Raw genomic sequence first — 11,386 nt, forward strand, 5'->3', positions numbered from 1 at the left:
ACCCGCGATCCTGCGGCCACCCTGGCCCGCACCGACCCAGACAGATGGGCACCCCGCCCTTCATTACGTTCCACGCCGAACACCCCGAGCTGGAACTGCTCCCCTTCGCCGACGCCGCAGCCGTCGGCGAGGTGGTCATCAACGGCATCGACGGCGCCAACGCGCTTCAGGCCCTCGCTGCCATCCCGGCCCGGCACCTGGCCGGGAAGGTCCTCATCGACTACGCGGTCCCCTACATCTACCAAGGCGAACACGACCAGGTGGAACACCCCTGGCCCACCCCGTGGGGACTGATGCCGCGCTTTGGCGTATGCGACACCGACAGCCTCGCCGAACAGATTCAGCGGGCTCTGCCCGACACGAGACTCGTCAAGACCTTCGTCACCCAGGAACAGGAAACCGTGGTCAACCCGGCGGAGTTCGGCGACGGCGACCACACCATGTTCATGGCCGGCGACCACGACGACGCGAAGAGCACCGCCCGCGAAATCCTCACCGCCTACGGCTGGCGAGACATCCTCGACCTCGGCCCCCTGCCCAACGCCCGCGCCTTGGAGGCCTACGCCCACTTCCACACGACCGTAGGTCTCGCACTCGGCGGCAACCGCTTCGGTGTCAAGATCATCCGCTGACGCTCGCGGAGATCAGCGCAGGCCTCGCCGTGGGCAGAGGCGGCGTCTTCCGCCACCGCGTGCCCGTGGAACGGCTGCGCTTGGACGTGGGCGTGAACGACATGCCCCGGTTCGGGGCGGGGGCCTGCCGCGGCATTCGCCTGGGGCGGCGGGGCTCCTCGGCCGAGATGACTACAGCGGAGCCGGCGGCCGGCCCTGCATCCGGCGCGGCGGGCAGGGTGTCATTCGGTGCGACGGGCTTTGTGCGGGGCGACTCGGAGCTGGGTCATGGCCGGCAGGCGGCTGTGGCCGCTTGTCTGGCGAGCGCGTTCCAAAGGACCCTCACACAACGCTTGGAGGACGGCGCCGGGCTCGCTGTCGGGGGAGAGCGTGAGGCTGAGGTGAGCTTCCGGACGGCGGGGGGAGCCGTACATCCGGGCCTTGGCGTTTTGGACACCATGCTGATGCTTGGCGTCGGTGGCAAGGGCGTCGCTGAGTGCACGCTCGCGCAGTTCCACTCCCTCCACCGCGGGTGGCCCCTGGACGGGGATGTGACCGGGGTGAGTGCGGCGTAGTTGAGTCAGCAGCCACCACAGCGCGAGCAGAGTGATGACGGTCAAGGCTGCGATGACCGCGGGCCACCACCATCCTGCGGTCGTCCAACGGGTGCGGTCGGCCTCGGTGAGCAGGACATCGTGGTGCGCGGTCAAAGGCCAGCCGTCGGGTGGTGTCAGGCGCCAGCGCCGGTACAGGTCGAAGCCATTCGCCAGCATCAGAATTCCTGCGCCGAGCAGGAATACGCCTGTCGAGGCCAACAGGACTCGATTGACTGCGGATTTCCTCTTCATGGGATCCGTTTCCTGTCTCTTGTCGCAGTGAGCTTCCGTGAACGGGTCATGTGCGGCGTGTGCGGACCCGAACGGAGAGGGAAGGCGTGTGCGCAAAGGCCAAGCGGTCGAGTTCTTCCCGTAGCGCGGTCACGACGCCGGCCTTGACGTCGGCCGGCGCACGGAAGCGCACGTCCGCGCGGGCCCGGACTCGGCGCCGCGCGATACGGATTCGGGCACCGCTGACGCCCGGAACGCGCATGGCGGCGTCGCGCAAGACGAACACGGCCGCGTCGCGATCGAGTACCGCCCTCACCCGGGGGTCGGGGGAGCGCAGGGGCAACTGGTGGCGCAGGCCCGGGGTGGTTGCCAAGACGAGCAACCAGAGGCCGAGAACGGCGACGACGGCGGCGCCGATCTGCATCCAGAGGTCATCCAGGGGCCGGGTCGCCAGTTCGTCGGCGAGCCGTCGACGCCACGCGGCGGCCGGATGACCGGCGCGCACTCTTGCGACATCGAAAAGGAGGACCCCGGCCGCAGCCCCGATCGCCAGTGCTGTCAGCGCGGCAGGTATCCGTCGCTCGGACCAAGGGCGATGTGAGCGGTGGGTGTCGGTGGGCTGTGGGCCGGCCGGATCTTGCTTGGTCATCTGCTCCACGGTGGGGGAGGCGACTTCTCCGGTTCCCGGGGGCGCTCCGACCGGTGCATATCGGTCCTGTTCCATTCCGGTTCTCCTTCCCCGATGGTGCTGCCGTCCAGCTCACCGCACCCGTGGGTGTTCCAGCCCGCCGGGGGACACCAGGTGCGCAACGGTGAGTGTGACCTCGGTGATGCGGATCCCGGTCAGTCGGGTCACCCGGTCGCTGACGTAGTGCTGCACCTCGCTGGAGCAGGTGGCGAGGTCGACCGGGTAGGGCAGGTCCATCGTCAGGCCAAGTCGTGCCGTGCCCCCTGCGACTTTGACGGTGGCGTGCGGGGCGGGCAGTTTGACGTGAGCGGGTGGGTTGGAGGTTTGTTCGGACAAAGCCTCCTGTGCGGCACGGACCGCGATGCGTGCCACCACCTTCTCCGGTACCACGGTGGCGCCGCGTTCGGCTGCCGGGACACGCGGTAGCGCGGGGTGCGCCGCGCCTGCGGGAGGAGCGGCGGCAGGTTGCGAGGTCACCGCCGGTCCCGGGAACGCGTGAAGTCGGACATCTCCAGGTCACCCTGGAGCATGCGGCCGATCACCAAGCCGAGCAGGCCCAGGAAGGCCACGAGCAGGAACGCCCAGAAGCCGCCGAAGAAGGCGGCGAAGCCCACAGCCAAGCCGGCGAACAGTCCTGCGGTTGCTGCGTTCATTTCTCTCACCTGTTTTTCACGTCGGTCGTTTTCCCCGTCGGTCGCACGGCGCCGGGGGCTGCACGGTCACCGCACGCGGCCCTCGCCCTGCTCCTCGTCCTCTTCGTCGTCGGGCAGGTGGACGTCGTCCACGCTGATGTTCACTTCGACAACCTCAAGTCCGGTCATCCGTTCCACGGCCGTGATGACGCTCGTACGGACATCGGCGGCGATGTCCCCGATGGCCACGCCGTACTCCGCGACCACGTCGAGATCGATGGCGGTCTGCCGTTCTCCCACCTCGACCTTCACACCGCGGGACGCGCTGGGACGTCCGCCGGAGACCTTGTCCGTCACGGCTCCGAGCGTGCGGGCCATGCCCGCGCCCAGGCTGTGAATTCCGGGGACCTCCCGGGTGGCCATTCCAGCGATCTTCTCGACCACGCTGTCGGAAATGGTCGTCCGGCCCCGCGTCTCGGGCGCGGCGCCGGCGCCCGTGGCGCCCTTGAGAGCCCTTCCCCCCGGGCCGGACTCGGCGCGGACGTCTCTCTCGGCGGTGCTGCTCTCAGGACGTTGCTCGCTCCCGCCCGCGATGGGACTGAATGTGTCCGACATGAGGACCTCCCCAGGGGTGTCCGGCCGGGCACCGGTGTGGTGCCCTCAATGTCTTGGACACGTCGCAGGGGCATTCCTCACCCCTCTGGGCCCTTTTGTCCCGACACGCACCACCTATCATCGAAGAGTGCGGCCGCGCGCCGCGACGATCCGCTTCCGCAGAAGGCGAGCGGCCTATGCCCAACCGGACCAGACCCCCGGCACACGGCCCGGACAGCCCGCCCGAGCCCGCTGCTCAGCGGCTCGCCGCTGCAGGATACGAAGGGGCCGCCCAGGACCTGGACGACACGGTGCTGGCCGTGCGGGCCGCGGAAGGCGACGAAGACGCCTTCGCCGTCCTGGTACGCCGGCACAGCAGCCGCCTGCTCGCCCTCGGCTACCACCTGCTCGGGAACCAGGCCGACGCCGAGGACGCCGTTCAAGACGCCTTCATCAGCGCCTGGCGGCAACTGCCGGAATTCCGCCACGGCGCCTCGTTCGGCACGTGGATGTACCGCATCGTGACGAACCGCTGCCTCAACACTTTGCGCCGCCGACCCCACTCCCTACCTCTGAACACCGTCCCGGAACCCGCTGCCGCCGATGCGGGCAGCTCACCACCCCGAGTGGCCGAGACGGACGCAGCGGCAACCGCCTTGACCCAAGCGCTCTTGGAACTCACCCCCGATCTGCGCGTGTGCTGGGTCCTGAGAGAACTGCACGGCCTGCGCTACGACGAGATCGCCCACGTGGTGGGCAGCGGCGAACCAACCGTGCGCGGCAGAATCTTCCGCGCGCGACGCGCTCTGATGGAGGCGATGCGCTCATGGCGATAGACGACCGGCACCTCACCTCCGGCGACGAGCCCGAGCGCGCGGCCGACAACAGGGCCGAAGCACACGAGAGCCCCGACGCCCAGACCCTTGCCGGCACAGAGCTACTGCCCTGTGGACGCCCCCTCGGCCGGGCCTGGGAACAGGCACGCGACCCGGCCGGCACGGCGGATCCCCACACCCTCCACTGCCCGTACTGCCGAGACGCGATCGAAGGGCTGGCAGCCCTGGACCGGGTGACCCGTGCTCTGCGCGCCGAGGAACAGCCCGACGGCCGCAGGCTGGCCGACCGGGTCATCAACGCCGTGCGGGCTGAGGTGCGACTCGGTGCCATCCTGCTGCTGGACGACGCCGAACACGACCTGCGCATCGCCGAGAGCGCCGCCGCGAAAGTGCTGCGCAATGCAGCGGACACCGTCCCCGGCGCCCGGGCTGCCAGCTGCCGGGTGACCCCGGCCGTGGACGGCATCGCCGCCCATACCGTCACCCTCACCGTCGCGGCCGCCCTCGACCGCCCGCTGCCAGAGCGGGCCGAAGAAGTACGCCGAGCCGTCCTCCACGCGGCCGAGCACATCCTCGGCCTCGCCGTCACATCCATCGATCTCGTCGTCAACGCCGTGCTGGAACTCCCTCACGCGGCGATCGACCAGCCCTCGGGAGTGAGCGACCGATGAACTCCGCCCACCGCCAGGAGATCCACCGGGCCGCAGCCGGCGCAGCCGTGGAGGTTCCCGGCGTAGCGGCCCTCCAGCCCGCTCTCGCCGACCGACTGGCCCTGGCGGCCTCCTTCGCGAAACAAGCGGTGACCACCGCGGGCACCGTCTCACCGCCCGAGGCAGCCGGCATCCGCGCCGACCACACGTCCGAAGGCGGTTGGAACGTGGAAGTGCGATGCGTCCTGCACCGTGACCATCGCGTCGTCGAGGTCGCCCGGCAGGTACGCGAACAAGTGCTGAGCGCAGTCACCGCCCAGCTCGCCCGGCACGGCACACCACCTCCAGTCACCGTCCTGGTAACGGTCACGCGCATCGTCTAAGACCGTCTACGCGGTGAGGCGTCGTTGCGGCGGCGTTGAGGGCGTGTACTCCAGCTAGGCTCAGAAGATCACCGGTTACGGACCGTTATGAAGGAGCTATGGCCGTCACCTACTTGATGCTCGCGCGGCTTCCCGAAGGGGCCTTGGGCGCCTTCGACGCTTATGAGAGCACGGTCCTGCCCCTCCTTGCCGAGTATGGAGGGCGCCTTGAGCGCCGACTGCGTACTCTGGACGATCAGGTCGAAGCCCACCTCCTAACCTTTCCCAACAGCGAGGATCTCGCTGCCTACCGGGCGGATCCCCGGCGTTCTGCCGCTGCACCACTGCTGGAGTCCTCTGGGGCATCGGTCGAACTGCTCGCGGTGCGTGACGTCTAGAGGTGCGCGGATACGAGTGCGGTCATGGTCGGCGGTCCGGGCGTTCGTCTCAGCGGCGAGTCGTCCATGCCCGCCGGATCAGACTGGTCACGGTGATGACCGCGTCGGCGAGGTCGAAGAAGGCGTCGACGACGGTGGCGCGCCGCTCGTACCAGTGGGCGAGCCGGTGGAAGGCGTTCTGCCAGCCGTGGGCGCGTTCCACGTGCCCACGCTGACTGGCCTGGACGGGTGCCTTCTCGCCTTTGTGCGCGATGCGGCCGTCAGGTTGGTTTGAACGCAGCGAGTCGAGGACGGCGTCCCTGGTCTCCCATGGTCGGCGCAGATCCCGTGCGAGTGGGCGGGCCAGGCGAAGTTGGGCGTGTGCGGCCAGGACGAGCCAGGTCCAGCGGTCAGCCGCGCCAGAGTCCGGAGCTTGGGGCGGGTCCACCCGAGAGTCTGCTTGAGGAAGCGGAAGGTGTGCTCCACGTCGAACCGTCGAAGGAACGCCTGCCGGCACCGATCCACGTCCTCGGGGCGGCCACCGGTACGGGACCATCACACCCACACGGGCTTATTCACCCCACCGCCGGGCAGTTTCGCGACTGCCAACCGGATCACCGTGCCTTCGATGATCGGCAAGGGCCCTCGTGGTCGAGTCACGTCGTCCGCCGGGTCAAACGGGGAGTCGGTCACCACCGTCACCTCGTCCCAGGTCTCGGGCCGCCCGACCTTGGACGTCAGGTCCGAGACCTGTGCCGCGTCCGTCCGCGACGCCCCCCGTGTGCGGACCGTGACGGAGCCGCCGCGCGCGGGCCTTGGGCCGAGGCCGGCCGGACTGATGACGTCGTGCGGCAGAACGTCCCGAGCGCGGCCACCTTCCCGAGGCTCCGGGCGTCACGTGATCACCCACGGGGCGGCTCAGGGGCGGTCATGGCATGTCCGCCGATGTCCGCCGCGTCCGCGAGTTGGTTCCGCCACCACGTCTGCGCCGTACGGGCGTCCATCACGGCCCAGGCGGGCGTCTGCTCCACTTGGGCCCGGCCGAGCCTGCGGGCGAGGGCAACGAGTTCCCGGCCGGCGGACCCCCTCGCAGCCCGGTAGGCGTCCAGCAGGTCGTCCCATGAGTCCGACCGGTGCCAGGCGCTCTCGAAAGCGCTGGCGTCCTGGAGGGCCTTCGCCGCCCCGCTGGTGGTGTGCGGGCGCGCCACGACGGCCGCGTCACCCGCCAGGAGGAGGCGGCCCGCGGTGGTGTGCGCGCTTTCCAGGTCGTAGATGGGCTGGACGAAGGTGTGCTCCGCGTCCGTCAGCGAGATGACACGGGCCCAGTACGGCGGAAAGCAGCGCTCCAGTAGCTCCGTCAGTGCCGCAGCGAGCTCTGCCGTGACCTGACCAGGCGGGAAGCTGGTGGGGTTGTCCAGCCGCAACCGCCCGCTCTGCGGGGGCATGGCGTACAGAACCCAGTTCACCCGGTGGCCGGCCGGCCCCGGGATGCGGTAGACGACACAACTGCCGCCCTCGAAGCACACGGTGGTCACGGTGTCGCGCGGCCAGTCCGCCTCGCCGGTCTCCTCCAGCCGCCGGGCGTCGAAGTTCCCGCGCCAGCAGACGTACCCGGCGTACTCGGGGCGCGAGGTATCGCAGGCCGTCTCCCGTACCACCGAGCGGTAACCGTCGGCGCCGACGGCCAAGTCGTATCGCTCGGTGGCCCCGTCCGCGAGCCGTACCTCGGCCCGGTCTGCGGTGACGGCCACCCCGGTCACGGTCACGCCCTGGCGGTATACCACCGATGCAGGCGTCGCTTCCCGTAGCCCGCGCCACAGCAGTCCCCAGTGGTAAGAGTGGAAGGGGAACGGCTGCTCCCAGAACAGGCGCCCGGCCGGTCCGGCGGCGGTGTCCCGGACCACCCACCGGCGTCGGGTCAGTCGGTGGGCGGCGATGCCCGGGGGCAGGGCGCCGGTCGCCGCGAGTTCGGCGGCCCGCTCGTCGTGGACGCACAGCCCGAGCCCCCTGTCGGCGAGCCGCCCGCGGGTGCGCTCCAGCACCACCACCTCGTCCGCCCCGGCGCGTGCCGCCGCTGACGCGAACGCACATCCGGCGATGCTTCCGCCAACCACCGCGACCGTACCGCCCTGCATGGTTGCTCCCTCGACTGGCCGATCCGCACCCGGTCCCTTGCCGCGACCGGCGGGGCCGGTCCTACGGGGACTCTCCGGCACGGACGGCGCATCCGGCAAGGGAGCACACCAGCCGAGTCGAGACTCCGTCACTCCGTCTCCTCTGGGATGCGGACGACCTGCGCCCGGACCGTGCTTTACAACGAGGGACGCGGCCACCTGCGGGAGCAGCAGGAGACGGGGTGCCTCGCATCGCTTCTGGCGGTGCTCGTCGAGATGGCGGAGACGGAGCACTTCGGCCACCTCTATGAAGTGCTGAAGCCAACGGAACATCGCGTCGCGACGACCGACGGTAGGCCAGCCGTCCGGTCGGCGCCGTCGTCGCCTTGAAGGCCGGCGCCGCGAACGGTCCGGCCGGATCGGGGCGCGCTCCTCGTCCGGGCCGCCGGGCTCACCGCCACACCGACTCGCTCTGCGGCTCGACCCCGGCGACGTCGTCGAACACCGCGACGGCACCGTCGAGGACACGCAGGGACCGCTCGACCTAGTCGGCGAAGTCGACGTGGCCCGGGGTGTCGATCAGGTTGACGCGGTGGCCGCCCCAGCCGCACATCACCGCTGCGGCGAAGATGGTGATGCCGCGGTAGCGTTCCCGGGCGTCGAAGTCGGGACGGTCGTTCGGTCGTGTACCTCGCCACGTTTGTGGATGGCGCCGGTCGCGAACAGGATGAGCTCGGTGACGGTGGTCTTGCCCGCGTTGACGTGGGCAAAGGATGCCCGGATTTTGGACGGCGGCGGGGGAACGGCGGCGATGGGTCGCCGGTTGCTGCGCATGACCCGGGGCCTTTCGGATGATGCGGGAACAGGCAGCGCGATTCCCGGAACTGCACACGGAACACGGCCCCGCCTCGCCCGGGCCGGCCGGCGTGAGCCGGCAGCGGGTGAGGGGGGAGGAGGGAGGGGTGGGGACTAGGACAGCGTCAGGGGCATACGGTGGCGGCCGCGCAGCCGGCACCGGGCATCGCGAGACACCGGGATCACGTCGTACCGAGCCGGGGGAACGAAGGCGGTGGTGCGTCGCACGCACATGGCCCGGTTCCCCTTCTCTTCAGTCGGCGTCGGGACACGCGGTGCCCTGTCGGCAGCGCGTTGGGCGAGCGTAGTGAACGCGATCGCGAGCGGGCGCGGCATTTCCCGGCCTGCGCAGAGGTGGCGAGGGACGGCAGTGGTCCGCAGGCGCCGGCAAGGGCCAACGACCGGCGACCGTACGCCGTTCGGGCCTCACCGAGTCGGACCACCGGCATGACCGGTTCGTCGCCAGGCGCGGCCGCGCGGCGTCTCCGGCGAGCCGCGGCGCCGCGGCCACCGGCCTTCCCTGCCCACCGGGACAGACCGCCGTGTGGGCAGAAGGCACGCAGAATTGGGGCACGTCCAGGCTCCCGGTACGGGCGGTTTACGGGTCGCGAGGCAGAGCATCAGCGCCCTGATGTGCTGCGCGCAGGGGTAATCCTCGGTCTGGTGGTGCGGATTTCTTGGTCGTTGCGCGTTTCTGCTGGTCGTCGGGTGTGGCCAAGGTTTGGCTACCGGCCCCCGGGTCTGGTCGCGGCCAGGGGGGACTGGCGGGCGGGATTCACTGCGCGTCCTGGGTGCCGAGCGGCGCAGTGAACCGCGGCCGCCAGCCCTCCTCGGTCAGCACCACCAGGTGGACAGCGGCCGCTCGGGTGCGCAGCGGCAGCAGGCTGCCGACCGCAGCGCGGACACGGGCGGCGGTTGTCGGGTCGTCTGCACCCATGGCGACCGTGACATGGGCGGCGGGCCGCGCCCCGAAGCGGCCCCCGTACGGACGCGATCCGGGCCAATGGGCGAGGAACGCGTCGACGAGGGGTTGTAGTTGCGGAACGGAGACGCCGATGAAACCGGACGCTGTCACGACTTCCTCCAAGAGCAGGTCGACTGCCGGGAAACTCGCCGCCAGGGAACGCACATCCTTCTCGTCCTGTCCTGACAGCGCCGATTCCGGCACGAACGGGTAGAGGAGCGAGACGTGGGCCGGCACCCCACGACGCACCAGAGCCGGATCGACACGCCACGCCGTATCAAGGAGCGGGGCGGCATCGGGCAAGACAACGACGACGGCACTGGTCCCGGGCTCTGGCACTCCACCATCATCGCAGGCCCCACACGCGATCCGACGCCGCAGGGCTGAGTTTGCGGGGTGATCGAGGGCTTGGCCCAGGTCAAGCGGAGTGGTCACGGAGCGTCAGGCCAGAAGGAAAGGGCGCCCGTCCGGCGAGCCTGCGCGCCGAACTGGTAGACGACCTTGCGTGCCCTGACTGCCCCCGGTCGGCCAGTAGTGGCCGATCACGGCCGTCGGTGACGCACCGTCTTCACCGGCCCGCAGTGCAGGATCGAGGGTCATTCCGCCAGGTTCACAAGAAGATCGAGGTTCCCAGGGGGCGCCGGCGGCCTCGCTGCTGGCGGCCCCCGGAGGGGCCGGTGGGCCGCGGTTCCGGCTCGATGACCTGTGCCTGCGTACCGGATCGCAGCCTTCACCGTTCCCGAGGAACTGCTCTCGAGCGTCGGCGCAGCGACCCCGACGGGCAAGGACTACACCTGCCTCTCCGTGCCCGGGATGTCGGGGGCATGGGGCTGGTGGCCGTGCATATATGGCCGCACTCCGGTGACTTCTGTTTGCCGAACCGGAGTTCTTAGGGGGTGCCGTGCGTGGGGTAGGTGATCACGGGGCCGGCGCCCATGGACCAGCGGTGGCGCTACGGTGACCGAGCCGGCCGAGGCGGATGCCGACGTCTGCCCGGTCCGCTGGTCCGGGTTCGACGGCGTCCTGGCTGATCGTGGGGAGGCGCGGTCCATACGGGTAGCGAGTAGCGATGGCGTTGCGGCCAAGCCCCTCGGCGGGCAGTGCGCGGAGGTGTCGCGGTCCTCGTCGGTGAACCGGCGGGAGTGTTGGTTTCCTCCCATCCCGCTCACCGCCTCGGGTATGGGTCAGGGGCAGGCCTCTTCGGTCTTGGCCACGGTGAAGCCGACGGGCTGCCCGGACAGCGCGGTCCCGGCGGACGGAGCCTGCGTGCACACCTTCCAGTTCGACTCCTGGAGCACCATGCGGCCCTGCAAGGCGTCCTTCACGGTGATGGAGGCGTTCGACGGGAGCGCCCCGCGGACGGCCTTCATGCCCTGCCCGACGAAGTTCGGCATCGTGCTGCCGGCCGGCTTGGGCGCAGCGACGTCGCCCGCGGGACAGGTCTCTTCGAGCTTGACGGCGCCGAGATCGATGGTGGTGCTGGTCTCAATGGCCGCGCCACCGGCCGGGGATTGGCTGCACACCTTCCAGTCGCGGTCGAGGACCTGCATTCGGTCCCGGCCGAGACTGTCGTGGGATTTGAGGGCGTAGAACCCACTGGCCTGCGCCTCGTCTTGTGCGGTCTGGAGGCCCTTGCCGACGAGGTTGGGGAGGGTGGCGGTCCTGCCCTTCGCCGGAGGCGCGGCCACCGGTGCCGATGCCGCCGGTGCGGTCGCTGTGGGCGCCGCCGAGGTGGGGGCAATGCTCGGAAGATCGCCTTGGCATGCGGTGAGGGCGAGGGCTGCTGCCGCGGTGAGCAGGGTGATGGCGTGGTGGGTGCGCATCAGGTCATGCTCGCGGGGCGCCGGCGGCTGTGAGGTGACTGTGACCGGTCTGT

At 70.2% G+C, this 11,386-nt stretch carries 14 protein-coding genes and 3 pseudogenes; 6 read left to right on the forward strand and 11 right to left on the reverse strand.

Going from position 1 to position 11,386, the window contains the following annotated elements; all coding sequences use genetic code 11:
* Nucleotides 1-44 precede the first annotated feature (44 nt).
* Complete coding sequence (locus tag ACV7NM_RS31305; protein ID WP_463413469.1) at nt 45-632, forward strand: NADPH-dependent F420 reductase; 588 nt, start codon at nt 45-47, stop codon at nt 630-632.
* 221 nt (nt 633-853) lie between these two features.
* On the opposite strand, the gene ACV7NM_RS31310 is transcribed toward ACV7NM_RS31305, so the two are convergent.
* From ACV7NM_RS31310 to ACV7NM_RS31330, 5 genes are all read right to left on the reverse strand, one after another.
* Complete coding sequence (locus ACV7NM_RS31310) at nt 854-1,459, reverse strand: nucleotide exchange factor GrpE (protein WP_463413470.1); 606 nt, start codon at nt 1,457-1,459, stop codon at nt 854-856.
* A 46-nt stretch (nt 1,460-1,505) separates the two neighbouring features.
* Nucleotides 1,506-2,087, reverse strand: a complete 582-nt coding sequence (locus ACV7NM_RS31315; protein WP_463414132.1) for a DUF6286 domain-containing protein — start codon at nt 2,085-2,087, stop codon at nt 1,506-1,508.
* Between the two features lie 111 nt (nt 2,088-2,198).
* Entirely contained in the window at nt 2,199-2,462 is a 264-nt protein-coding gene (locus ACV7NM_RS31320; RefSeq protein WP_463413471.1) for a hypothetical protein, read from the reverse strand.
* Between the two features lie 137 nt (nt 2,463-2,599).
* Nucleotides 2,600-2,779 (reverse strand): hypothetical protein, encoded by a 180-nt coding sequence (locus ACV7NM_RS31325; RefSeq protein ID WP_463413472.1) that lies wholly within the window; start codon nt 2,777-2,779, stop codon nt 2,600-2,602.
* 66 nt (nt 2,780-2,845) lie between these two features.
* A complete protein-coding gene (locus tag ACV7NM_RS31330) occupies nt 2,846-3,373 on the reverse strand; it encodes an Asp23/Gls24 family envelope stress response protein (RefSeq protein ID WP_463413473.1) in 528 nt (175 codons plus the stop codon).
* 176 nt (nt 3,374-3,549) lie between these two features.
* Here ACV7NM_RS31330 and ACV7NM_RS31335 point away from each other — a divergent pair, with 176 nt between their 5' ends.
* From ACV7NM_RS31335 to ACV7NM_RS31350, 4 genes are all read left to right on the forward strand, one after another.
* The gene (locus ACV7NM_RS31335) at nt 3,550-4,188 is read left to right on the forward strand and encodes an RNA polymerase sigma factor (RefSeq protein ID WP_463413474.1); all 639 of its coding nucleotides are present in this window, start codon (nt 3,550-3,552) and stop codon (nt 4,186-4,188) included.
* Nucleotides 4,179-4,859, forward strand: a complete 681-nt coding sequence (locus tag ACV7NM_RS31340; RefSeq protein ID WP_463413475.1) for an Asp23/Gls24 family envelope stress response protein — start codon at nt 4,179-4,181, stop codon at nt 4,857-4,859. The genes ACV7NM_RS31335 and ACV7NM_RS31340 overlap by 10 nt, the downstream gene beginning before the upstream one ends.
* Nucleotides 4,856-5,221 (forward strand): hypothetical protein, encoded by a 366-nt coding sequence (locus ACV7NM_RS31345; RefSeq protein ID WP_463413476.1) that lies wholly within the window; start codon nt 4,856-4,858, stop codon nt 5,219-5,221. The genes ACV7NM_RS31340 and ACV7NM_RS31345 overlap by 4 nt, the downstream gene beginning before the upstream one ends.
* A gap of 98 nt (nt 5,222-5,319) precedes the next feature.
* The gene (locus ACV7NM_RS31350; protein WP_463413477.1) at nt 5,320-5,598 is read left to right on the forward strand and encodes a hypothetical protein; all 279 of its coding nucleotides are present in this window, start codon (nt 5,320-5,322) and stop codon (nt 5,596-5,598) included.
* A 49-nt stretch (nt 5,599-5,647) separates the two neighbouring features.
* On the opposite strand, the pseudogene ACV7NM_RS31355 reads toward ACV7NM_RS31350, so the two are convergent.
* The 3 genes and pseudogenes from ACV7NM_RS31355 to ACV7NM_RS31365 form a co-directional block, all read right to left on the reverse strand.
* Nucleotides 5,648-5,857, reverse strand: a pseudogene (locus ACV7NM_RS31355) (IS5/IS1182 family transposase); the annotation flags it as partial.
* Between the two features lie 45 nt (nt 5,858-5,902).
* Nucleotides 5,903-6,222, reverse strand: a pseudogene (locus ACV7NM_RS31360) (NF041680 family putative transposase); the annotation flags it as partial.
* 257 nt (nt 6,223-6,479) lie between these two features.
* Nucleotides 6,480-7,712 (reverse strand): FAD binding domain-containing protein, encoded by a 1,233-nt coding sequence (locus ACV7NM_RS31365; RefSeq protein WP_463413478.1) that lies wholly within the window; start codon nt 7,710-7,712, stop codon nt 6,480-6,482.
* A 171-nt stretch (nt 7,713-7,883) separates the two neighbouring features.
* Between ACV7NM_RS31365 and ACV7NM_RS31370 the strand changes: the two genes are divergently transcribed.
* Nucleotides 7,884-8,081: a hypothetical protein gene (locus ACV7NM_RS31370; protein ID WP_463413479.1), complete on the forward strand. Its 198-nt coding sequence runs from the start codon at nt 7,884-7,886 to the stop codon at nt 8,079-8,081.
* Nucleotides 8,082-8,145: 64 nt separating this feature from the next.
* On the opposite strand, the pseudogene ACV7NM_RS31375 reads toward ACV7NM_RS31370, so the two are convergent.
* The 3 genes and pseudogenes from ACV7NM_RS31375 to ACV7NM_RS31385 form a co-directional block, all read right to left on the reverse strand.
* Nucleotides 8,146-8,466, reverse strand: a pseudogene (locus tag ACV7NM_RS31375) (GTP-binding protein); the annotation flags it as partial.
* Between the two features lie 855 nt (nt 8,467-9,321).
* On the reverse strand, nt 9,322-9,849 hold the full coding sequence (locus ACV7NM_RS31380) for a 2'-5' RNA ligase family protein (protein WP_463413480.1): 528 nt from the start codon (nt 9,847-9,849) through the stop codon (nt 9,322-9,324).
* Nucleotides 9,850-10,694: 845 nt separating this feature from the next.
* Nucleotides 10,695-11,333: a hypothetical protein gene (locus ACV7NM_RS31385; protein ID WP_463413481.1), complete on the reverse strand. Its 639-nt coding sequence runs from the start codon at nt 11,331-11,333 to the stop codon at nt 10,695-10,697.
* Nucleotides 11,334-11,386: the final 53 nt, after the last annotated feature.

It is taken from the genome of Streptomyces sp. Tek67B01 (assembly GCF_055231995.1).